Origin of the sequence: Lonepinella koalarum, from assembly GCF_004565475.1 — a bacterium.
Lineage (GTDB): Bacteria > Pseudomonadota > Gammaproteobacteria > Enterobacterales > Pasteurellaceae > Lonepinella > Lonepinella koalarum.
The window spans coordinates 16,072-38,464 of record NZ_SRHX01000001.1; the positions used below are offsets into that span (position 1 = coordinate 16,072).

The 22,393-nt window shown below is 39.8% G+C and carries 19 protein-coding genes; 8 read left to right on the top strand and 11 right to left on the bottom strand.

Annotated elements, in window-relative coordinates:
* Positions 1-9: 9 nt before the first annotated feature.
* On the top strand, positions 10-1,596 hold the full coding sequence (locus tag E0709_RS00100) for an ATP-binding cassette domain-containing protein (RefSeq protein ID WP_132299335.1): 1,587 nt from the start codon (positions 10-12) through the stop codon (positions 1,594-1,596).
* 249 nt (positions 1,597-1,845) lie between these two features.
* Here E0709_RS00100 and E0709_RS00105 read toward each other — a convergent pair whose 3' ends face one another.
* The 4 genes from E0709_RS00105 to E0709_RS00120 form a co-directional block, all read right to left on the bottom strand.
* Positions 1,846-3,822 carry a TonB-dependent receptor plug domain-containing protein gene (locus tag E0709_RS00105; RefSeq protein WP_132299337.1) on the bottom strand — a complete coding sequence of 659 codons (1,977 nt, stop codon included), beginning with the start codon at positions 3,820-3,822 and terminating at the stop codon, positions 1,846-1,848.
* A gap of 11 nt (positions 3,823-3,833) precedes the next feature.
* Positions 3,834-4,313, bottom strand: a complete 480-nt coding sequence (locus E0709_RS00110) for a hypothetical protein (protein WP_132299339.1) — start codon at positions 4,311-4,313, stop codon at positions 3,834-3,836.
* Between the two features lie 265 nt (positions 4,314-4,578).
* Positions 4,579-6,231: a phospho-sugar mutase gene (locus tag E0709_RS00115; RefSeq protein ID WP_132299341.1), complete on the bottom strand. Its 1,653-nt coding sequence runs from the start codon at positions 6,229-6,231 to the stop codon at positions 4,579-4,581.
* 50 nt (positions 6,232-6,281) lie between these two features.
* The gene (locus E0709_RS00120) at positions 6,282-7,175 is read right to left on the bottom strand and encodes a DMT family transporter (RefSeq protein ID WP_132299343.1); all 894 of its coding nucleotides are present in this window, start codon (positions 7,173-7,175) and stop codon (positions 6,282-6,284) included.
* 194 nt (positions 7,176-7,369) lie between these two features.
* On the opposite strand from E0709_RS00120, the gene E0709_RS00125 reads away from it, so the two are divergent.
* The 3 genes from E0709_RS00125 (at position 7,370) to E0709_RS00135 (ending at position 10,072) form a co-directional block, all read left to right on the top strand.
* Positions 7,370-8,704 (top strand): chloride channel protein, encoded by a 1,335-nt coding sequence (locus tag E0709_RS00125; RefSeq protein ID WP_132299345.1) that lies wholly within the window; start codon positions 7,370-7,372, stop codon positions 8,702-8,704.
* An 11-nt stretch (positions 8,705-8,715) separates the two neighbouring features.
* On the top strand, positions 8,716-9,711 hold the full coding sequence (gene dusA, locus E0709_RS00130; RefSeq protein WP_132299347.1) for a tRNA dihydrouridine(20/20a) synthase DusA: 996 nt from the start codon (positions 8,716-8,718) through the stop codon (positions 9,709-9,711).
* Between the two features lie 61 nt (positions 9,712-9,772).
* A complete protein-coding gene (locus E0709_RS00135; RefSeq protein WP_132299349.1) occupies positions 9,773-10,072 on the top strand; it encodes a DUF3861 domain-containing protein in 300 nt (99 codons plus the stop codon).
* Between the two features lie 118 nt (positions 10,073-10,190).
* Here E0709_RS00135 and E0709_RS00140 read toward each other — a convergent pair whose 3' ends face one another.
* From E0709_RS00140 to oxyR, 5 genes are all read right to left on the bottom strand, one after another.
* Positions 10,191-12,338, bottom strand: a complete 2,148-nt coding sequence (locus E0709_RS00140; RefSeq protein ID WP_132299351.1) for a TonB-dependent receptor domain-containing protein — start codon at positions 12,336-12,338, stop codon at positions 10,191-10,193.
* A 168-nt stretch (positions 12,339-12,506) separates the two neighbouring features.
* Positions 12,507-14,342 carry an ABC transporter ATP-binding protein gene (locus tag E0709_RS00145; RefSeq protein WP_132299353.1) on the bottom strand — a complete coding sequence of 612 codons (1,836 nt, stop codon included), beginning with the start codon at positions 14,340-14,342 and terminating at the stop codon, positions 12,507-12,509.
* A gap of 129 nt (positions 14,343-14,471) precedes the next feature.
* Positions 14,472-15,683, bottom strand: a complete 1,212-nt coding sequence (locus E0709_RS00150; RefSeq protein WP_132299355.1) for an MFS transporter — start codon at positions 15,681-15,683, stop codon at positions 14,472-14,474.
* Positions 15,684-15,820: 137 nt separating this feature from the next.
* Positions 15,821-16,432 carry an HTH-type transcriptional repressor FabR gene (fabR, locus tag E0709_RS00155; RefSeq protein WP_132299362.1) on the bottom strand — a complete coding sequence of 204 codons (612 nt, stop codon included), beginning with the start codon at positions 16,430-16,432 and terminating at the stop codon, positions 15,821-15,823.
* A 1-nt stretch (position 16,433) separates the two neighbouring features.
* Positions 16,434-17,336: a DNA-binding transcriptional regulator OxyR gene (gene oxyR / locus E0709_RS00160; RefSeq protein WP_132299364.1), complete on the bottom strand. Its 903-nt coding sequence runs from the start codon at positions 17,334-17,336 to the stop codon at positions 16,434-16,436.
* Between the two features lie 121 nt (positions 17,337-17,457).
* Between oxyR and E0709_RS00165 the strand changes: the two genes are divergently transcribed.
* Positions 17,458-18,183, top strand: a complete 726-nt coding sequence (locus E0709_RS00165; protein ID WP_132299366.1) for a glutathione peroxidase — start codon at positions 17,458-17,460, stop codon at positions 18,181-18,183.
* 59 nt (positions 18,184-18,242) lie between these two features.
* On the opposite strand, the gene recQ is transcribed toward E0709_RS00165, so the two are convergent.
* Both recQ and cyaY read right to left on the bottom strand, forming a co-directional pair.
* Positions 18,243-20,123 carry a DNA helicase RecQ gene (recQ, locus tag E0709_RS00170; RefSeq protein ID WP_132299368.1) on the bottom strand — a complete coding sequence of 627 codons (1,881 nt, stop codon included), beginning with the start codon at positions 20,121-20,123 and terminating at the stop codon, positions 18,243-18,245.
* Positions 20,123-20,431 carry an iron donor protein CyaY gene (cyaY, locus tag E0709_RS00175; RefSeq protein WP_132299370.1) on the bottom strand — a complete coding sequence of 103 codons (309 nt, stop codon included), beginning with the start codon at positions 20,429-20,431 and terminating at the stop codon, positions 20,123-20,125. The genes recQ and cyaY overlap by 1 nt, the downstream gene beginning before the upstream one ends.
* Positions 20,432-20,667: 236 nt before the next feature.
* Here cyaY and E0709_RS12210 point away from each other — a divergent pair, with 236 nt between their 5' ends.
* The 3 genes from E0709_RS12210 (at position 20,668) to lysA (ending at position 22,356) form a co-directional block, all read left to right on the top strand.
* The gene (locus tag E0709_RS12210) at positions 20,668-20,829 is read left to right on the top strand and encodes a hypothetical protein (RefSeq protein WP_153985170.1); all 162 of its coding nucleotides are present in this window, start codon (positions 20,668-20,670) and stop codon (positions 20,827-20,829) included.
* 150 nt (positions 20,830-20,979) lie between these two features.
* A complete protein-coding gene (gene lptM, locus E0709_RS00180) occupies positions 20,980-21,099 on the top strand; it encodes an LPS translocon maturation chaperone LptM (protein ID WP_132299372.1) in 120 nt (39 codons plus the stop codon).
* Between the two features lie 9 nt (positions 21,100-21,108).
* Entirely contained in the window at positions 21,109-22,356 is a 1,248-nt protein-coding gene (lysA, locus tag E0709_RS00185) for a diaminopimelate decarboxylase (RefSeq protein ID WP_132299374.1), read from the top strand.
* The last annotated feature ends 37 nt before the right edge of the window (positions 22,357-22,393 follow it).

Sequence of the window (22,393 nt, forward strand, 5' to 3'; positions counted from 1 at the left end):
AGGTTTTTTATGCAACATTCCACACTCAAAAAAATCATCTATCAACGCTTTAGTTTGCCTGTTTTGTTATGGGCGGGAGTGGCATTATTAGAAACCCTGTTTTATTTTGCCTTGATAAATGCCCTTGCCCAGCAGTCAGGTTTCGCCACGGTGTTATGTTTGGCGGTGATTTGCGTACTGTTTACCACCCTTGCAGGACGCTTCGGCTATTTATCAGGGGTAAAACTCGCAGGCGATTTATATCAAGGACTTGAACAAGTGTTACGCAATGCCAAATTATCGTGGTTTAGTCTTGCCAATCAAGCCAAAGCCAGCAGTATGGCAGCCGAAAAAATCCTATTTTTAATGAGTTTACCTGCTCACCAAATGCAAACTTTTGTCTATGCTTCGCTTTTCCCAATATTGATTAGCGGCGGCGTGATTTATGCTTTTGGTTGGCAAATCGGCTTGTTAGTTATTGTCAGTTTAATTATCGCTTTTGCCTTGCAATTAGTCGGACAACGCACCTTGCAAGGACTTGAACAACAACGCCAACAACTGCAACAACAGCTTGATGAACAGAGTTTGCAATTTGTGGATAATTTAGCCTTTTGGCGGAGTGTGCGTGGTATGCAACACGCCGGCGCAGGCTTAAACGCCTTATGGTACAACAACGCCACATTGTTAGCCAAACTCAACCGTTTAGCGAGTGTAATGATAAGTCTTGCTACCCTAAGTAGCTTATTGCCAATGCTGATCGTCGCCATCGGTTTGGCAACCAATGGGGCAACGCCGCTACAAATTTTACTGCTTGTGCTGTTAGTCGCGCGGGCTGCTGCTCCCTTTGAAACCCTTGCTATTGCCCTGCTTTCGCTTCCCAGCATAAAAACCGCATTCGCCCAATATCAAGAATTGCTGAATGCTCCCCATCTTAAGCAAAAGGATGTTGACGGAAACAATATTTCCCAACACAATGTTACCCCAAACAACGATAAAACTGCGGTGAAAAATAACGCTGTTTTAAGCATTTGCAAGCTACATTATGGCGTATTGAAAAATATCAATTTTCAGATAAATCAAGGCGAACGCGTCCAAATTGCAGGGGCAAGCGGTTGTGGCAAAAGCACTTTATTAGAATTACTACTGCGTTTTGATGACCCCGAACAAGGGCAAATTTTACTCAACAATACCGACATCAAAACCCTGCCTTACCGCAACTTTATGCAACAATTTGCCTATGTGCCACAAGAACCTGTGTTATTTGCCGGCACACTTGCCGAAAACTTACGCTTAGGCAACCAAGCCAGCGATGAGCAATTAACCGAGATATTACAGAGCCTTAATTTAGGTTATTTATTAAACCGTGAGCAAGGGCTAAATCAACAAATCGGCAGAAACGGCGAAAAACTCTCCGGTGGCGAACGCCAACGCCTATGTTTAGCCCGCGCCTTGCTGAAAAACGCTCCAATTTTGCTATTAGACGAAGTAACCGCCCCCTTAGACGACAGCAGCGAAACCGCCGTATTAGATTACATCAAAGCCCAACACCGCACGGTGATTTTCACTACGCATAAAAATGACAGTAAATGGGAGAGTGATAAGGTGGTGGGGTTGTAGCTAAACATAATTAAACTATTATGCTAAAAAATATCGGTATAGATAAAGTAGATGTCTTTTAGTAGATAAAAAGAGTGAAGCATAAGGGACATGTTTTCGTCATTTACAAAGTAAAAACCTACCACTTATGGTTTAAAGTTTGGTGGTATTTAGTCATAAAAATCTGCACCTTAATGGGTTGGTTATTCGTCCAACTTTTGGGGTACAGATCATTTAACAAAAGTGCGGTTAAAAACGTTTAAGTTTTTACTAGAACGAATACTTCACATTGGCAAAATAAACTCGTCCTTCTTCTACATAACCCTCAGTCAAATAATAATTTTTATCAAAAATATTGGATACCCCCACATCAATACTTAACCCTTGTTTAAAGGCGTAAGTGATTTTGGCATCGGTGGTACCAAAGCCTGATAGGGTTTCGTATTTTTTATTCACCAACGCATAACGCCCAGATTCTGCGGTTTGGCTTAAATAAACAGATAATTCTGGAGTAATTTTCCAATCTGTATAAGCAAAGAATTTATGACGGGGTAAATTGGTGACTTTAATGCTTGAATCACCATTCTTTGCATGAATATAAGTATAATTGGCACCCAAAGTGATGTCTTTAGTGATAAACGTCGTTACGCCTAACTCAACACCTTTGTATATGGCTTTATCCACATTTTGGTTTTGCACATCAGCACTGGCATCATTGATCGCCACTTCATTGATCGCATCTTTGACATGACTATAGAATAATGCCCCCTCTACCTTAAACATATCACTGAAAGTACGGAAATAACCAATTTCAAAATGATCCGCAATTTCTGGTTTTAAGAATGGGTTTGGTAAACGATTTCGATCAATCCTACGCGAATAACGCTCTTTCATAGTTGGTAAATGACTTTTATGCGCATAACTTAGGCTTAATTCGTCATTTTGACTAAAATTATGCGCTAATTTTGCCTGATAATTGAATGCGTGTTGTGAACCAGTTTCAAAATTATAAAGTCCATACTCTCCACTTGCCGTTGAAAGAAGTTGATAACTTTGTGCTTTGATAGCATCTTTATAATCATAGCTTATCCCCATGATCACTTTGGTTGTATCGGTAACACGATAAGTATCTTCTAAACCAACACTATAGGTACGATCTTCATCTCGAGCCACTGGATTATCATCATCGTGATCGCGATGCACATCAAATTTGTAAAGTGCGGATAATTTTAAAATATTCTTTTCACTGGTATTTGCCCCGAACTCTAAACCCGCTCCATAGGAATAATCACGGTAATAACTGGTACTTTTACCCTGTGAGCTAAAGGTTTCATTGTTATAAATTTCTAAATCATTTTTGAACGTATCGTGGAATAATTTAGTATTTAAATAATATTGACCGTCTGCAAATTCGGTATGTGATAAGAAATAAATGCTTTCTTTATCCCACGCTGGCCAACGCCAAAATCTTGGTTTACCATTGCCCGTATAAAATGGTTGTTGTTTTCTGCCATCTTGATTGGAATAGGAAATCGCATATTCATCGGTGGCATTTGGGGTGTAACCCACACGCAAACTTAATTTGCGATCGCGGCTGGATGAATTTTCCGCCCGTCCACCATTTTCATAACTGGTCGGTTGAAAATCACGCGAAAGCTGTAAGCCTTGGCGTTCAGCAAAACTACCACTCACTTGTGCATAGAATTTTTCTTGTTTGGTACCTAAATTAAAATAAGTTTGATTCACCGCAGTGTGGCTATTACGTCCTGTTTGATAACCATAGCCGATCGTACCTTCAAGCGCTTTAGTTGGTTTGCGAGTTACCAAATTGACGGCACCCCCCATGGTATTTGCCCCATATAAGACTGAGCTTGCCCCTTTAGAAATATTAATTTCCGCTAAATCAAAGGTAGTAAAACGCCCTAAATCCATTGTACCATCATAAGGCACATAAACCGGAATACCATCAATAAATACAGGTACTCTGAGTGCATCAAAACCTCGCACACGGATATTTTGTTCACCACGAGCACCACCACGTTCAAAAGACACGCCGGGGGACATTTTAGCCACTTGAGCCACATTGGAAATTTGATTTTGACGAAGTTGATCTTGATTGACAGAAACTGTACTAATATCAGTATCATTTTCCACTACATCAATTTGACCAAGAGTAAAGACTTCAGCGTAGCTGGTTGCGGAGCAACAAGCTACGGCTATAGCCGTGCAAATTAACGATTTTTTCATTAATAATTTCCTTATTGGTTAGGGTTGAAACGTAATTTTAAAGCAATGGTGATCGCCGAAAATAAGCGTTCATCATTATCTTTCAAATTTTCTCTAAAGGTTTTATTGGGGTCCGTAATGTTAACTCGACCTTGATGTAATTCAGTGAGTAAAAACGTTAAAGGAAGACACAATTTTTCTGCTAATTCTTTGACGGTAACATGCTCAAAAGTCATTAATAATCTATCCAAATTACAATAGGACGGATATTTTTGTTTAAAACAAACATCGGTTAATTGAGCAATCTGTTTCAACGCTTTGCGACGGCGGTGAATAAAATGAATAATCAATAAAACCATAAAACATGTACCGACTATTTGATGAAGTCGAGCAAAAAATAGCACATTTCCTATGCCAAAAGATAAACAAATTGCAGAAATCACCATGGATATTAGGCTAAATAACAATAAAAGAATTAACATGCTTTTGGCTATAATCTGTAATTTTTGCATTAATTTTCTCACAAACAAGCAAAGTATAAATGATTATATAATGATAAATAAAAAAATTGAATATTTTTTACGCTATTTTTACAAAAATGTTACTAAAAATATCTATTGCTAACTAATTAGCATAGCAATTACCCACCGGATCATCATTTATAAGGAAAACTTATTGTTCATCACGGATTTTTAAATAAAAAAGGTTGCTAAAGAAATAAAAAATAATCATTAGCAACACTTTTGTTTACTATGTCTTTTTTAAGCCATCAACACCCTAACAATCCTGCCCGCCATATTTCTCATCACGCAACATGGCACGCACGGCGTGATCAAAATCATTTAACACCTGATCGGCATTTTCTGCATTTACGCCTTTGGCATCTAAATAGAATTTGATTTTTGGTTCGGTACCAGATGGACGAACAATTAAGCGGCTGCCGTTATCTTGCATAAAGACCAAAATATCATTTTGGCGTTCGGTTTTTAAATGATCGATAAATTGGACAACCGCATGTCCGCCAATTTCACTCGGTGGATTATGGCGAAGTGCGGTCATTAATTCACCGATTTTGCTTAAATCGCTGACACGAATAGAAATTTGACCACTGACATAGGCACCAAATTCTTGGGTGAATTCTGCGATATAATCGGCAAGGGTTTTGCCTTGTTGTTTTAAATAGCAAATGAGATCAAGGAACACAATAGCAGCAGAAATACCGTCTTTATCACGCACTTTATCGGGGTCAACTAAATAGCCTATAGCTTCTTCAAAACCGAATAATAAGCCTTGTACTTTGCCAATATATTTGAACCCTGTTAAGGTTTCTTCCGATTGGAAACCGTATTTTTTCGCAATTTCTGCTAACGCTGGCGATGATACTAAAGAACAAGCTAGAACGCCTTGTTTTCCTTGATTTTGCTGGGCTAAATACCAACCCAACAAACAACCGATCACATTACCATGCAAGGCTTTCCAGTTGCCTTGCGCATCAGGCATTGCCACGGCTAAACGGTCTGCGTCTGGGTCGTTAGCTAAAATAAATTCAGCATTTTTCGCTTTGGCTAATTTAAAAGCTAAATCTAATGCCCCTTTTTCTTCGGGATTAGGGAAATTCACCGTTGGGAAGGTGCCATCGGGTTGAATTTGTTCAGTGACTAAATGGGGTTGTGGTAAGCCTGCTTTGGTCAAGGTTTTGCTTAACACTTCATAGCCCACACCGTGCATCGCCGTATAAACATAGTTAATCTCGGCTTTTGGCTGTTTGGCTAGGCTTGCGGTTTTTTCAATATAAGCGTTGACGACGTCATCATCTAACACAATGTAATCTTGGCTGCGTGGTAAATCCTGAATATTGCCAAGGGCGACTTCATCAATTAACGCCGCAATTTGTTTATCAGCGGGCGAAACGATTTGACCGCCACCATTGGCTTTGCCTAAATACACTTTATAACCATTATCTTCCGGTGGGTTATGACTGGCAGTCACCATCACGCCTGCGGTGGTGTCAAAATGTTGGATAGCGTAGGCTAACACTGGGGTTGGCAATTTACGGGGTAATAAATAAGTTTTAATCCCGGCTCCCGCCATGATTTCAGCGGTATCTTTAGCAAAGACATCAGAATTTTTTCGACCATCATAACCTAAAACAATGGAGGGTTTTTCATCATAACCTTGAATAAATTTGGCTAAACCGCCAGCAGCTTGAGCCACGAGAACACGGTTCATCCCCATTGAGCCAGCTTGTAAACGTCCACGTAAGCCAGCGGTACCAAATTGCAAACGTCCGTCAAAACGGGCTTTTAGTTCATCTGTGGCAGTATGATCACCTGCTTGAGCTTGTTCAATTAATTGACGTAATTCTGCTTTGGTTTCTGCATCGGGATCTTGTGCTAACCAGTTTTGTGCAATATTAAAAATTGTTGTCATAGTATCTCCTTATTTTTATTAAAATAATCATTAACAGGATTGTTAATGATTTAGCCTATCTTTTTCAAGGCTAAAATACAACCTAAAATCACGATTATTCCGCCTAATCCTTGATATAGGTTAATTTTTTCACCGAGTGTGAAATAGCCAATAACGGCGGTGGAAAGAGGAATGATTAATTGAATAATATTAAACACCACCACCCCTTGTTTTTGTACGATATAAAATGCCATTAACATGCCTGTGAGTAATCCATAAATACCGGCTAATCCGAGTCCAATTAACATTACCTGACTGACATTTTGCAATTGTTCAATGGTATGAGTGTGAATGGCGAGTATTAAATAAAGTATGCCTGATAATGTGGCGGTGGAGGCACTAATCACAATCGCGTGTAGTCTTTTTGATACCTGTTTTACCACCAAATTCATGATAGACTGAATAAATATGGCGGTAGCTAAAAATACGGAACCGAGTATAAAATCACTGTTTTCACTACTTTTATCACTAAAAAGCACAAACAATAATGACCCAATGACAGCCACGACACTTCCCAAATAAAACCGTTTTTGTTTTGCTCGTTGTCGTTCATCTTTAAAGAAAATGGCAGCCATAATAATGGCCAATGGCATAGCGAGAATGCCAAAAATACTGCCTGCTACGGCAGAAGTATATTTTAATCCATTAATAAAAAAATACATGTTGCTTGTCATTAACACAGCGAGCAGTAACAGGCTAAAAATAATGGTCGGTTCAGCGAATATTTTTTTCAGCTCTTGGCAGAATTTAACTAGGCAGATTAATATAAAAAATAATCCTCCCGCTAAACAGCGCACCGCATTATTATTTAGCGTGTCAAAATGTAGGCTGGTAAATCGCATAATGGGAAAACCGAAGCCCATTAAAATAATATAAGAAATGCGCGTGAGTTGTTCGTTGTTCATTGATCATCAAAAAGTAACATTACTTACCTAAATGGTGGCGTAAAATCCGTAAAAAATAAAGCAAGAAATATTCAAAATGAGAGATACTTCACAAAATTTCGAGCTAGATAATGCAGCTTGAAGAATAGAACAACTATTTATGTATTTATGGTAATATAATGAAATCTAAACAATAGTTTATTTATCGCTAATATATGAATATCCGTTACTTTTTACACAAAAAATTACGCCAAACGCACCGCATTTCTCGAAAAACCATTGAATTTTCTTGCTTATTGATTGGAGCGAGTTTAGTTGCTTTATTTTCTCTTGGTTTTGCGAAATTAGCAGAATTAGGGCTGGAATGGAACGCACTTTGGACGGCTAAATATCCCCTTGCAGTTTGGCTAGTATTACCTTTGGGTATGGCGTTGTTAGCTTGGTTTACACCGAGATATACGCCTTATGTGGGCGGTAGTGGCATTCCGCAAGTGATTGCTGCATTGAGCTTGCCACATGGTGCGAGAAAGTCCTATTTAGTACAATTTGTGCAAACTTTGTGGAAAATCCCATTAACCTTTTTAGCCATGTTATTTGGTGCATCGGTGGGGCGTGAAGGTCCTTCGGTGCAAGTGGGGGCAGCGGTGATGTTGGCTTGGGGAAATTGGTGTCATCATCATAATATTGCGTTTCGTGGTTTGAATGCCAATGAATTAATGGCAGCTGGTGCAGGTGGTGGTTTAGCGGCTGCCTTTAATGCACCCTTAGCTGGGGTTATTTTTGCCCTTGAAGAATTGGGGCGTGGGGTAATTTTGCGTTGGGAACGTCGTGTGTTATTAGGCGTTCTTGCAGCGGGTTTTATTTTAGTGGCGATTGACGGTAACAACCCTTATTTTCCATTATACAAAGGTGCTACAAATACAAAAGATATTTTGCTTTGGGTGCTAATGTGTGGTGTTATTTGTGGAATTTTAGGGGGGATTTTTGCTCGTTTATTGGCAAAAGGTGTAGTTGGCGTGGTGCCTGCTCTGATTCGTGGTTGGGTTCGCCATCACCCCGTTACTATGGCATTAATTTTAGGGCTAATTCTTGCGGGATTAGGCACTTATACTAACGGACAAACCTATGGCACGGGTTATGAAGTGGTCACGCAAGCCTTAGATGGGCAACTGATTCAACCAGAAACGACTGGCATTGCCAAATTATTTGCCACGGTGGCGACCTATTGGACGGGGATTGCTGGCGGTATTTTTACCCCTGCATTGACAGTGGGAGCTGGAATCGGCTCACAGATTTCTGGTTTCACTGGTGAACTCGTAGATGGTCGTTTATTGGTGTTATTATGTATGGCAGCCTTTTTAGCAGGTGCCACGCAATCACCCGTGACAGCTGCTGTCGTAGTGATGGAAATGACGGGTAGTCAACCCGTGTTAATCTGGTTATTAATTGGTGGGATTGTATCGACTATTGTGTCACGTCAAATTATGCCAAAACCGTTTTACCATTTTGCCGCAGGACGTTTTCGTCAACGTATTCAAGAACAAGGATAATTCAAAAACTTATGCAAAATCAACCGCACTTTCCTACGCCTTATTACCGTGGACGTTTTTCCGTGGCACCAATGTTAGATTGGACGACACGTCATTGCCGTTATTTTCATCGTCAATTTAGCAAGCAGGCTTTGCTTTATACGGAAATGGTAACGGCTCAAGCGATTATTCACGCCAAATATGATCATTTAGCGTTTGATTTAGCGGAAAATCCAGTTGCCTTACAATTAGGTGGTAGCGACCCTGAACAGCTCAAACAATGTGCGATTTTAGCCGAACAACGGGGCTATCAGGAAATCAACTTAAATGTGGGTTGTCCGTCTGATCGTGTACAGAACGGCATGTTTGGCGCGTGTTTAATGGCAAAAGCCGATTTAGTGGCAGACTGTGTGCAAGCTATGCAGAGTGCGGTGCAAATTCCTGTCACAGTGAAAACCAGAATTGGCATTGATGAGTTAGATAGCTATGATTTTCTGTGTGATTTTGTGCAAAAAGTGCAAGCTGTGGGCTGTCAGGATTTTATCGTCCATGCTCGCAAAGCATGGCTTTCTGGCTTAAGCCCAAAACAAAATCGTGAAATTCCACCTTTAGATTACGAGCGAGTGTATCAGCTCAAACGAGATTTCCCGCACCTTTGGATTAGCATTAACGGTGGCATTAAAACCATTGCAGAAATACAAACCCATTTGCAATACGTTGATGGGGTAATGGTGGGCCGTGAAGCCTATCAAAATCCATCTTTATTAGGCGAAATTGATCAAGCCTTATTTGACCCTAATGCACCGATCATCACCGCTCATCAAGCGGTACGCAATATGTTCCCTTATATTGAAAGCCAACTCAGTCAGGGTGTGTATTTAAATCATATTGTTCGCCATATATTGGGTGCATTCCAAAATTGCAAAGGGGCAAGACAATGGCGACGACATTTAAGTGAAAATGCGTGCAAGCCGAATGCGGGGGTGGACGTGGTGGAAACGGCGTTAGGGTTTGTGGAGCAAGACTAAATGATTAAAGCATGTTAGACTGAAAAGTGAATAGATACCTGATAATTTAAAAGGAGGCAGTATGAAACAACATCAATATCAAGTCAATGTCAAATACCTCAGTGATCATGAGGGGAACGAAGTGAATCAAGAAATCACCTTTTCCGCTCCCAATCATGATAATATTTTTGCAATTATTGAAAGAACACAACAGCGTGACGGTTTTACTTTAGAAATGGCACAACGTTTTGCGGTGGGATTGAAGTTAATGACCGAGGTGGTCATGGAACATCGTAATAATCCATTGTTCAAGGAACTGAAGCCCCAAATTGCAGAAATGATGAAGATTATTAAGGGAAAATCAAGAAAGGTTGAAGATTAAGACGTGTAAATGAATGGTGAAGTGCGGTGAAAAAATAAACTTTTTTCACCGCACTTTTGGGTTTGCTGTTATGAAGTTTTTATGATTATGACCATAAAAATACTATCTTTAAATAAAACTAAAAGCGTTTTTCTACTTGAACATAGTAATTACGTCCCGGTCCCCCGGTTGCTGTGGTATCCAATGTTCCTGCAGGTTTGTATTTTTTATTCAATAGGTTGTTAACCCCAAACATTACCTTGAGATCTTGGTCGATAAAGCCAAATCCAGTACTTTTGGGTTGCCATATGCCGTTAAAATCCACTTGGGTAAAGGTACCATTTACATAGGAATAATGCTTGTCTCTTGAATAATAATCAAAGGTATCGGCTTTTGGTTTAAACCAATGTTTTACTTTAAACCCTGCGGTTAAATCCCAAGGATGATAGCTATAAGCGATACCTGCGGTGATACGATCGGCAAAAGTGGATACGCGTTTGCCAGTGGCGGTATTTTTTAATTTCAAATGACCATAACTACTACTTAATAGTAAATCGCCGATGGCATATTTAAGTTCCGCTTCCACCCCAGTACGTTTCACATTGGATACGTTGAGATATTGCGCATATTGTGCTGGGTAGTTTGGATACATTCTTTCAGGCGGCTCCCCCAATTCTGGTCTGGCTTGGAGCGAAATCATATCTTTAATTTTGCCATTAAAGTATGTGGCTTTAAAATAAATAGCATGCCCTAGATTAAACAAATTATTTTTAGACACAGAAAAACCGGTTTCATATTCTTTGGCGGTTTCAGGTTTTAAGTCTGGATTTGGAAGATAGTAATAATGTGGATTTAATAATCCTTGTGATGAGGTTTCATCTGGTGTCGGTGCGCGAAATGTTTCTGAATAGCCAGCGAGTAAATTAATGCCGTCTAACACTTCATAGCTCAATGCCACACGAGGAGAAAAGCGTTTTTCTTTATAAGATTGTCCGCCTGCTTTTTCTACCTTACGTTTAAAAATATCATAACGTCCGCCAAGGGTGAGAATGAGACGATTAAATTGAATATTATCTTGGAAATACAAGCCAATATCGTGGCTGGTATTCGGGAATGCGCCGGTATCGTTTTTTCCTGCTAAGGTTATAAAAGTGGCATCCATTTTTTTGTTTTTATAATCTGCACCAAGCACTAATTCATGATCTAAATGACCTGTCTGAAACTTGGCAATGTTTTTAGCAGAAAAACCGTAACGTTTATCTGAGTTGGTGTAATCGCTTAGAGATGTTGTACTTTTCGCAATACGATGATATTCCGCTTCGGAATAAAATGCTCGCAAAGTAAGATTAATCCAAGGATTGCTAGGGTTATATTGATGGGTTAATACATAGTCTTTTTGACTAAGTTTACCGCGTACAGGATTATCTTCATCATAATCATGATAAAGGGTCTGCCAACCAGTGTTGAGTTTATCGGTATAATTAAAAGCAGAAAGAGTTAAGCGATGATTGGTATTCATATCCCAACCAAATTTAGCAAAATAGCTATTAATATGTTCATCATTTTTATTATGGGTTATACCATCTTGCCCGCCATCTGCAATTTTCACATTGCCATGTAACGCTCGCTTAGCGTGGAATAAAATATCTACTGGGGCAGCATTGGGGCGAGCATAAAGCTGTACCATGCCACTTTTCATATTATTAGATTCTAAACGTCCTCCAATACTTGCACCATATTGTTGTCCTGGGCGAAGATAATCAGAGGCATCTTTTGTCGTCATGCTGATAATCCCTCCAATGGCACCCGAACCATGTAATATTGAGGACGCTCCTTTTACAGTTTCGATATTTTTAAGAATGTCGCTATCGCTTCTAAAACTAGAAATATGATTGGAATAAAGCGTTGGATCTCGTGGTACATCATCTTGTTGAATAATCACGCGATCAATATCGCCATAACCAAAGCCACGAACTTTGAAATTTTGTCCAATTTGGCGGCTCATATCTCGACCAAAGTCCACATTTGGACTTTCACCCAAAACATCAATTAAGCGACTTTGACTTAATAATGAGTCCGATTCAAATTTAGAGGCTTGTCCTACAAATTTGGCACTGTCAGTTGCACTTCGATTTGCACTGACAATAATCGTATCAAGGGTGTTTTTACATTGTTTTAGGCTGCGATCTTGCTGGCATTCTTCATTTTGGGCGTAAGCCAAACTACAAGGAAGTACAGCAAAGGAAAGGCTCATTGAGAGTGTGGAAAGGGTAAATTTTTTTTTCATATTTAAGCTCCATTTAAGATGTGATTAAAAAAATAAACAGCTAAAACGCGAGCTAATATTAATCGTAATGATAATTATAATCAATAACATTTGTTGTTTTTTTGTTAAAAATGCGGTGAAACAATAAATTTTTTCACCGCACTTCGAACCGTTTAAATAAAGAAACCCTTATTCCGCCAAAAATCCCCCACTCTGGTGTTGCCATAATTTGGCATATAAGCCATTTAGTGCCAATAATTCAGCGTGGGTACCTTGTTCTACAATTTGTCCTTGATCTAACACAATTAAACGATCCATCGCGGCAATGGTGGATAAACGATGGGCGATGGCGATCACGGTTTTGTTTTCCATCATTTTATCAAGACTTTGCTGAATGGCTGCTTCCACTTCACTGTCTAACGCACTCGTCGCTTCGTCAAGTAACAAAATTGGGGCATTTTTTAACATCACTCGGGCAATGGCAATACGTTGGCGTTGTCCGCCGGAGAGTTTTACGCCACGTTCTCCAACGTGAGCATCATAGCCTCGGCGACCATTTGCATCAGTTAATAGCGGAATGAAATCAGCGGCTTCTGCTCGTTGAGCTGCATTGAGCATATCTTGTTCAGTGGCATTAGGACAACCATAAATGATATTTTCACGTACAGAACGGTGTAACAATGAAGTATCTTGTGTGACTAATCCAATTTGGCTACGTAGGCTTTCTTGTTGTACATCTAATATGTTTTGCCCGTCAATCGTAATGGCGCCTTGTTGGGTTTCATAGAAACGTAATAATAAATTGACAATGGTGGATTTACCCGCACCAGAACGACCAATTAACCCTACTTTTTCACCTGCCTTAATGGTTAAGTTAAACTGTTGTAACAGTGGTTTTTCGGGCGTATAAGCAAAACTGACATTATCAAAACGAATTTCCCCTTGGGTAATTCGTAATGTCGTGGCATTTGGTTTATCTACAATGGTATGTGGTTTTGATAAGGTCTGCATACCGTCATTTACCGTACCAATATTTTCAAATAAGCGAGCGGATTCCCACATAATCCAATGTGCCAAACCGTTCACTCGTAGTGCCATGGCAGTAGATGTCGCGATGGCTCCCACGCCAACTGCTCCCCGTTGCCAAAGTATCACGCCTAAAATGGCAGAGCTTAAAGTTAAGAAGATATTGCTCGCATAAGTTAATACATCTAAGCTTGTGCCTAAGCGCATTTGTGCATGCACAGTCCGCATAAATTCTTCCATCGATCTTTTCGCATAGGAAGCTTCACGCTCGCCATGTGAGAACAATTTGACGGTAGCAATATTTGAATAGGCATCCGTTACTCGCCCTGTCATAAGCGAACGAGCATCAGCTTGATGTTCAGCAGTTTTGGCTAATTTAGGAATAAGATAGTATAAAATACAGCCAAACATAATGGCCCATAGAATAAAGGGCACCAGAAACCAACTATCAAAGGCGACTAATACTGCTCCTGACGTGATAAAATAAACCCCAACATAAATCACCATGTTGGCTACAGTGAGAACGGTGTCTCGTACCGCAAGAGCGGTTTGCATCACTTTAGCAGAGACACGACCGGCAAATTCATCTTGGTAAAAACTTAAACTTTGTCCCAGCATTAAACGGTGGAAATTCCAACGTAACCGCATCGGAAAAACCCCTTGTAGGGTTTGCAAACGGACCATAGATGTGAGAAATGTCCAACCGATACTTAACACCAAAATAGCGAACATTCCGATTAAATAATGTCCTTTTTCAGCCCATAAGGTTTCTGGTGTATAAGCACTGAGCCAATCGACCAACTTCCCCATAAATTGAAACATGAGGGCTTCCATAACCCCTACACCAATGGTTAAAAAAGCGAAAAACGCAATCCAGGCTTTCGTGCCTTCTAGATTTGACCATAAAAACCGCCATAACCCTTTTTCTGGGGTTTTAGGGGGCGTATCTGGGTAGGCATTAATTCGATTCTCAAACCAAGAAAATATTTTATTTAGCATGTTGTTATACCTATAAGAAAACAAAAGGCAACGGGAACGTTGCCTTAAACTGATGGTATTATAACGCAAAATCTCGCAAAAAAGCACCGCACTTTTATATTTTGAATTAAAGTGAGGTGAAAATAAGGGTTATTCTAATGCTTTGCCTTTGAGTTCTGGTATTAAGAAAAATGTCGCTAGCATATCAAGCACATAGATCGTGGCAAGAAATGCGATAGCAATTGGGAACGAATAAGCTGAAACCACCGCCCCAACCACAATGGGTCCAAAGCCACCCACCGCACGTCCGATATTAAATAAGACATTTTGCGCAGTAGCACGTGCTTCGGTTGGATAAGCTTCTGACATTAACGCCCCATAACCTCCCATCATACCGTTCACAAAGGCACCTAATAACGCACCGGCAAACAACATAGCCGTTGGGTCAGTTAATTGGGAATAGGTCACAATACTGAGCACGGCACCCAATTGGAAGATGAGGAAACTTGGTTTACGTCCGATAGCATCTGCTAACCGACCAAAAATCCAAATGCCAGCCATCATGCCACAAATTGTCACTGCCGTCCAAAGCCCAGATTTAGTTAAACTAAAGCCGAGTTGTTTAGATAAAAAGTTAGGTAACCAAATCATAATACCGTAATAGCCAAAGTTTTGTACTGATGTCAGGACAACAATTCCAAGGCTGACTTTTGTGGTGTTCTTATCTTTGATTAATAATTTGAAAGGTGATTTTTTCGGTTTATTGCTACTCGCTTGTTTTCTAACAAACACCTCAGGTTCATGTAACTTAGCGCGCAAATACCAAGCCACAAAAGCAGGGAAAATTCCCACTAAGAACATACCTCGCCAACCGATAATCGGTAATAATAATGGGGTCAATAATGCTGCAGCGAGGACCCCAATTTGCCAACCTAATGCGACATAAGATGACGCTTTAGCTCGATGACGAGCCGGCCATGCTTCCGCTGCCAATGCCATACCGATACCAAATTCGCCACCTAAACCTATACCCGCAATGGTGCGATAAATCAGTAAATCCCAATAACCTTGAGCGAAAGCACAAAGTCCCGTGAACACCGCAAATAATACAATTGTCCAAGTCAGTACTCGCACTCGACCATATTTGTCGCTTAATGCACCAAAAATTAGCCCACCGGCTACCGCACCAATCAGAGTCCAAGTGACTAATGAACCGCCTTGCGCTGGGGTTAACGCTAAATCCGCTGAAATCGCGCTGAGCATAAAGCCGAGAATCAATAAGTCAAAACCGTCCATGGCATAGCCAACGGCGGATCCTAATAAGGCTTTCCAGCTATATTTATCAACATGATGAGTTGTCATGATTTGATCCTTTTGTTGCTCACAGGCAACGTTTAAAGTTAAAAGAAAGGTATTTTTTCATTTCCTGAAGGGAAATCGGCGGTATTTTAGAGAGTCTTGCCTAATTTGGCAACTGAATTTTTTACCTTGCCTATGTTCTATTTTTCTTTAATCGCCATAAATTGAGCGCCTTTAGCAATCATCCGCAGTTGTAAAATTACCCGTTCTTTTAATGCCGTCCGATCTTTTTCATCCATATCTAAGGCTTTCGACATGGCACTAAAAGTTAATGTGACACTGGCTTCTGCTTGCATATAGCCAACATATCTGGAGTAATTAAAACGATAAGTAATAAATTCGCCTAATTCTTCGATAAAATGCTTAATTTCTCGCGAAACTGCGGTGCGAAACAGTAAAGAAATACCGGTACTTTCACGTAATAGCAAACGAAATACATTCGGGTTGTTTTCAATAAACTCAAAGAACGTATCAATGGATACCTCGATCACACTACCGCCATTACGCAAGCGTTTCTGGGCTTGTCGCATTAATTGACGTAAGGTTAGCCCCGCTTCATCCACCATGGTTAACCCTAATTCTTCCATATCTTTAAAATGACGATAAAAGGAAGTGGGAGCAATACCCGCTTCTCGTGAAACTTCACGTAAACTCAAGTTAGCAAAACTTTTTTCCGCGGTTAATTGATTAAACGCCGCATTAATTAATGCTTGGCGTGTTTTTTCTTTTTGTAAAGCACGAATTCCAGCCATATTATTTATCTTCTAAAATCGGTTTAACCGCACCGGCAATAGCCTGTGCAATACGTTCATAACGTTGGCGTAATGGCGAGCCGGGGCGATAAATTAACATAATAGAACGTTTCGGTTCGAGATCTACACAAGGAATATATTTCACCCCTTGACGATTACCTTCATTATATACTGCTAATTCGGGCATTAACGTTATACCAGCATTGGCGGCGACCATATTACGTAAGGTTTCTAAGCTCGTGGCTTGAAAATGGGAATTTTCTTTTGCCCCAGCAGAAAAACAATATCCAAGCGCTTGTTCTCTCAAACAATGTCCATCATCTAACATTAAAATTTCTTTATTTTTCAATGCGGAAAGGGGAATTTGTGGTTCATTAGCCCAAGGATGTTTTTCCGATACCGCAATCAGCATTTTTTCATAAAAAAGTGGCACTTCAATAAAAGATTGGGTTTCTTCTACTGATGCCACAATGGCACAGTCTAAATGTCCGGTTTCTAATTGATCAATTAAATGTGCTGTTTGTTGTTCATATAAAAATAACTCTAATTCAGGGAATTTTTGCGTTAACAGGGGCATAATATGCGGGAGTAAGTATGGACCGACGGTCGGAATTACCCCAATATGCAACGGTCCCGTCATATCTTTCCCCTGATTGCTTGCCATTTCTTTGAGTAATTTAACTTCACGTAACACCGTTTTCGCTTGATCTACTAACAACAAACCAGATTGTGTAAACAACACTTTGCGACTGGTACGTTCTAATAAAATAATACCGAGTTCGTCTTCTAATTTGCGAATTTGTCCGCTTAATGTCGGTTGACTTACATGGCAAGCATCCGCTGCACGGCGAAAATGTTTATATTCGGCAAGTGCGACCAAATATTCTAAATCACGAATATTCATAAAAAAGTTCCTTATAGGTATAAACAATTAAAAGGATAGAATTAATTGATTGTAACTATACCACAAAATTACCTATAATCCACTCAGTAAAAACAACTAACCACTTAAATTGGAGAAAATTATGTCAAATATGGAAGGAAAAAAAGTTCCTCAAGTTACATTCCATACTCGCCAAGGTGATGCATGGGTTGATGTAACATCAGCTGAATTATTCGACAACAAAACTGTTGTATTATTTTCATTACCGGGTGCATTTACCCCAACTTGTTCATCAACACACTTACCACGTTACAACGAATTAGCCTGTGAATTTCAAGCATTGGGTGTTGACGACATTATCTGTATGTCTGTCAATGATACATTCGTGATGAACGCCTGGAAAGCAGACCAAGAATCAGAAAATATTACCGTTATTCCAGATGGTAACGGTGAATTTACCGAAGGTATGGGTATGCTTGTTGGTAAGGAAGATTTAGGTTTTGGCAAACGTTCATGGCGTTATTCTGCATTAGTACGCAATGGCGTAGTAGAAAAAATGTTCATTGAACCACAAGAGCCGGGCGACCCGTTCAAAGTTTCTGATGCCGATACCATGATCAAATATTTAAATCCAAAATGGGAAGCTAAACCATCAGTTTCTATCATCACTAAACCAGGTTGTCCATTCTGTGCGAAAGCCAAAGGGTTATTAAAAGTGAAAGGCTATACCTTTGAAGAAATCGTATTAGGTCGTGATGCTTCAACTATCTCTGTACGTGCTATTACAGGCAAAACATCTGTTCCACAAGTCTTTATTGGTGGTCAGTACATCGGTGGTAGCGAAGATTTAGAAAAATATTTAGCTTAATTTAAGCTGAAAGCTTAGGAAGTTTGAACCGCACTTTTGGTAAAGTGCGGTTTTTTATACTAGCTTTTTTCTAATATTGCCTTATGTTCTTGAATAATCGCCATAAACGGTTGAGCGAATCGTTCCCATTTAATTGCCCCTACGCCATTAATTTGTAGCATTTCCACTTTGTTGGTTGGTAGGTAGAGGGACATTTCTTGTAAGGTCGCATCACTAAATACAATATATGGCGGAATATTTTCTCGGTCGGCAATTTGTTTGCGTAGAAAACGTAAGCGAGCAAATAAATCTTTATCGTAATTGGTCACTGCACTACGTTGTGGGGCAGAAACCGTTGCAATAGCGGATAAGCGTGGCGTTGCCAGCTCTAAAGGGATTTCACCACGTAAAATGGGTCTGGCACTTTCGGTGAGTTGTAATTGTACGCCAACCTCATTCATGACTTGATGAATAAAACCGAGATGAATTAATTGGCGAATCACGGATTGCCAATATTCTTTGCTTTTGTCTTTGCCAATGCCATAGACGCTTAGTTTATCATGTTGGTAATCACGAATACGTTGATTATTCATGCCACGCATAACGCCTATCACGTATTGCATACCAAAGCGTTGACCCGTGCGATAAATAGTAGAAAGGATTTTTTGTGCATCCATTAAGCCATCATACTTTTTCGGTGGATCTAAGCAAATATCACAGTTATTACAAGGCGTTTGGCGATTTTCGCCGAAATAATTGAGTAATACTAAACGGCGACAAGTTTGGCTTTCGGCAAATTCACCGATGGCTTCTAGTTTGTGTTGTTTAATCTCTCGTTGTGGCGATTCAGGTTCTTCCAGTAGCATTTTGTGTAACCAGCCGTAATCGGCGGGTTCATAAAATAATACCGCTTCGGCAGGTAAATCATCACGCCCTGCTCGCCCCGTTTCTTGATAATAGGCTTCGATACTGCGAGATAAATCAAAGTGAGCAACAAATCGCACGTTAGATTTATTAATTCCCATACCAAAAGCAATGGTGGCAACCACCACTTGAATATTATCTCGCTGAAAGGCTCGTTGCACACGTTCACGTTCGGCAAAATCCATGCCTGCATGATAGAAATCTGCGGATACCCCACGTTTTTTTAAGGCTTCAGCGACTTTTTCCGATTTATTGCGACTGTTGCAATATACAATACCACTTTTGCCTTTTTGTGCCGCCACGAAATTACAGAGCTGTTCCATTGGCTTGAATTTTTCCACTAAGGTGTAACGAATATTCGGGCGATCAAAGCTGCCTACATATAAGTGCGGTTGATTTAAACGAAGATTTTGCCAAATATCCTGTCTGGTGGTGTTATCTGCTGTGGCGGTTAATGCCATAATTGGCACATTTGGAAAAGTAGCCTTTAATCCGCCGAGTTGAGCATATTCAGGACGGAAATCATGCCCCCATTGGGAGATGCAATGGGCTTCATCAATAGCAATAAAGCTGACTAAACAATGGGAAATAAAAGAGAAAAAGTGATTCGTCATCACCTTCTCAGGGGAAAGATAAAGTAATTTGAGTTGACCAGAAATGGCTTTATTTTGCACCTGTTGCTGCTGTTCAAAGGTTTGTGTGGAATTGAGATAATCCGCAGCGATGCCGTTTGCCAGCAGTTGATCGACTTGATCTTTCATCAAGGAAATTAATGGCGAAATAACTAAGGTTAGACCTGAAAAACACAAGGCTGGAATTTGATAACACAGGGATTTCCCGTTCCCTGTCGCCATCACGACAAGGCTATCTTGTCCATGTAATGCAGATTGAATGACTTCTTGTTGCCCTTTGCGGAAAGATTGATAGCCGAATACATCCTTTAATACTTGTAAAGGATCAGCAAGTGCGGTGGAAAAATCGTGTTTTTTTGGCACCGTACTATTGTCGTTCAAATCAAAGGAAGACAGCGATTCCATTAGCCAAATGTCACTTCTTCACCGTGAGCCGCACAGGCTTCAGCTAAACAATCGTAAAAGCGTTTACCATCGTGGTTAATCCAGTCGTTATCTTTCCAAGCAAAATGTAAACCACCTAAACGGCTAGCCAGCCAAAGTTCTAACATGGATTCTTGTTTATTAATGACAATTTGTGTACGGTTGCCAAAAGTCATGGTGAAGACGGATCCTTGCCGTTCAAAATCGACGTCCACATCTTGCTCATCACATTGTTCTTCAATGTGATCCCACACTTGTTCAATATTTTGATGAAATTCAGCTAGGTTCATTTTTGTTCTCTTAATAGATCTATTATTTTAAAGATGAATTATAGATATTTTCTGTGATTAAGGATAGGGGGAATTTCTACCAAAGTCACGATTAAATAAGAATAATCATCAAATTTTGGAATGCAGATCACAAATTTAGTTTTGAATGAGGGGTTATTTTAAGGCATACTTATCTCTTGAAATAGGAAAAATGGTGAGTCATTTTTTACTTTTACGAACATCAGATAGGAGGGGGTATGAAATTAACCAAAACTCAAGAACAATATCTTACTGAGCTATGGCAAAATGGGATGGATAATGATTTATTTGAAGAAATTAGCCTAGATAAAATTAAAGCAAAACGAGCAGAGAGATTAGAATATCTAGAGAATAAAAAACTCTCTCGATCCAATTACTAAAAGAGAAATATTTTTCTAGTAATCAGTTTATTCACCTTCCTGTCAAGCAAAAAAGACGATTAAATAAATTGCTTAAAAAATAATAGATACTACCATTTATTCAAACAAAATAGTGTAAAATAACTAAAATACTTAACACGGAAAATCATGATGAAAAAACTCACTTTTTTAACCGCACTTTTAGTGCTAGTAACCTTTATAACAGGCTGTGGCGTGAAAGGACCTTTATATTACCCACAACAGAATACCCAACAAACCCAACAAAAATAGGATTTCTAAATGGATTTCTTTCAATATCAGAACAATAAACTTTTTGCTGAAGCATTGCCAGTAAGTCAGTTAGCACAGCAATTTGGTACGCCGCTTTATGTCTATTCTAAAGCCACTTTGGAGCGTCATTGGTATGCTTTTGATAAGGCTTTTGGAGATCATCCGCATCTGATTTGCTTTGCGGTAAAAGCAAATTCAAACATTGCTGTATTGCAAACCATGGCAAGATTGGGGTCGGGGTTTGATATTGTGTCGCAAGGGGAATTGGAGCGTGTGCTGAAAGCGGGCGGTGATCCTGCGAAAGTGGTATTTTCTGGTGTTGCGAAAACAGAAAGAGAAATTGCTCGTGCGTTGGAAGTCGGGATTCGTTGTTTTAATGTAGAAAGCCTGCCTGAACTCTATCGGATTAATGACGTTGCAGGTAAAATGGCGAAAATTGCACCGATTTCGTTACGTGTTAATCCTGATGTAGATGCACATACGCACCCTTATATTTCTACTGGATTGAAAGAAAATAAATTTGGTGTGAGCGTGGAACAGGCTCGAGATGTCTATTGCCAAGCGAGTCAATTAGCCCATATTCAAATTGTTGGAATGGATTGTCATATCGGTTCACAACTCACTGAATTACAACCATTTTTAGATGCTGCCGATCGTTTAATTCATTTAATGAAACAATTAAATGCAGACGGTATTCAGCTTAAACACTTAGATTTAGGTGGTGGTCTAGGTGTGCCTTATACTAACGAAACACCGCCACATCCGACTGAATATGCCAAAGCATTACTTGAAAAATTGCAACAATTTGATTTAGAAATTATCCTTGAACCAGGGCGTGCAATCACAGCGAATGCGGGGATTTTAGTGACTAAAGTAGAATATATTAAAACCAACGAAAGCCGAAACTTTGCGATTGTTGATGCAGGTATGAACGATATGATTCGCCCTGCTTTGTATCAGGCTTATATGAATATTATTGAAGCGGATCGCAGTTTGGCACGTGAAAAAGCCGTTTATGATGTTGTTGGTCCCGTGTGTGAAACCTCAGATTTTCTTGGAAAACAACGTGAATTGGCGATAGCACAAGGCGACTATTTGGTGCAACGTTCCGCTGGTGCTTATGGGGCGACCATGAGTTCAAATTATAATTCTCGACCACGTACCGCAGAAATCATAGTAGATGGTGATCAGGCTCATTTGATTCGGCAGCGTGAGAGCTATGAGAATTTATGGCAATTAGAACGTTTATTGCCGTAAATAATGATAAAAAAGTAGAGATAAAAAGGAGAAATTG

What these genes read in the sequence shown, in the direction of transcription:
- E0709_RS00100 (WP_132299335.1), top strand. Translation starts at nt 10, where the DNA reads ATGCAACATTCCACACTCAAAAAAATCATCTATCAACGCTTTAGTTTG.
- E0709_RS00105 (WP_132299337.1), bottom strand. Translation starts at nt 3,822, where the DNA reads ATGAAAAAATCGTTAATTTGCACGGCTATAGCCGTAGCTTGTTGCTCC.
- E0709_RS00110 (WP_132299339.1), bottom strand. Translation starts at nt 4,313, where the DNA reads ATGCAAAAATTACAGATTATAGCCAAAAGCATGTTAATTCTTTTATTG.
- E0709_RS00115 (WP_132299341.1), bottom strand. Translation starts at nt 6,231, where the DNA reads ATGACAACAATTTTTAATATTGCACAAAACTGGTTAGCACAAGATCCC.
- E0709_RS00120 (WP_132299343.1), bottom strand. Translation starts at nt 7,175, where the DNA reads ATGAACAACGAACAACTCACGCGCATTTCTTATATTATTTTAATGGGC.
- E0709_RS00125 (WP_132299345.1), top strand. Translation starts at nt 7,370, where the DNA reads ATGAATATCCGTTACTTTTTACACAAAAAATTACGCCAAACGCACCGC.
- dusA (WP_132299347.1), top strand. Translation starts at nt 8,716, where the DNA reads ATGCAAAATCAACCGCACTTTCCTACGCCTTATTACCGTGGACGTTTT.
- E0709_RS00135 (WP_132299349.1), top strand. Translation starts at nt 9,773, where the DNA reads ATGAAACAACATCAATATCAAGTCAATGTCAAATACCTCAGTGATCAT.
- E0709_RS00140 (WP_132299351.1), bottom strand. Translation starts at nt 12,338, where the DNA reads ATGAAAAAAAAATTTACCCTTTCCACACTCTCAATGAGCCTTTCCTTT.
- E0709_RS00145 (WP_132299353.1), bottom strand. Translation starts at nt 14,342, where the DNA reads ATGCTAAATAAAATATTTTCTTGGTTTGAGAATCGAATTAATGCCTAC.
- E0709_RS00150 (WP_132299355.1), bottom strand. Translation starts at nt 15,683, where the DNA reads ATGACAACTCATCATGTTGATAAATATAGCTGGAAAGCCTTATTAGGA.
- fabR (WP_132299362.1), bottom strand. Translation starts at nt 16,432, where the DNA reads ATGGCTGGAATTCGTGCTTTACAAAAAGAAAAAACACGCCAAGCATTA.
- oxyR (WP_132299364.1), bottom strand. Translation starts at nt 17,336, where the DNA reads ATGAATATTCGTGATTTAGAATATTTGGTCGCACTTGCCGAATATAAA.
- E0709_RS00165 (WP_132299366.1), top strand. Translation starts at nt 17,458, where the DNA reads ATGTCAAATATGGAAGGAAAAAAAGTTCCTCAAGTTACATTCCATACT.
- recQ (WP_132299368.1), bottom strand. Translation starts at nt 20,123, where the DNA reads ATGGAATCGCTGTCTTCCTTTGATTTGAACGACAATAGTACGGTGCCA.
- cyaY (WP_132299370.1), bottom strand. Translation starts at nt 20,431, where the DNA reads ATGAACCTAGCTGAATTTCATCAAAATATTGAACAAGTGTGGGATCAC.
- E0709_RS12210 (WP_153985170.1), top strand. Translation starts at nt 20,668, where the DNA reads ATGAAATTAACCAAAACTCAAGAACAATATCTTACTGAGCTATGGCAA.
- lptM (WP_132299372.1), top strand. Translation starts at nt 20,980, where the DNA reads ATGAAAAAACTCACTTTTTTAACCGCACTTTTAGTGCTAGTAACCTTT.
- lysA (WP_132299374.1), top strand. Translation starts at nt 21,109, where the DNA reads ATGGATTTCTTTCAATATCAGAACAATAAACTTTTTGCTGAAGCATTG.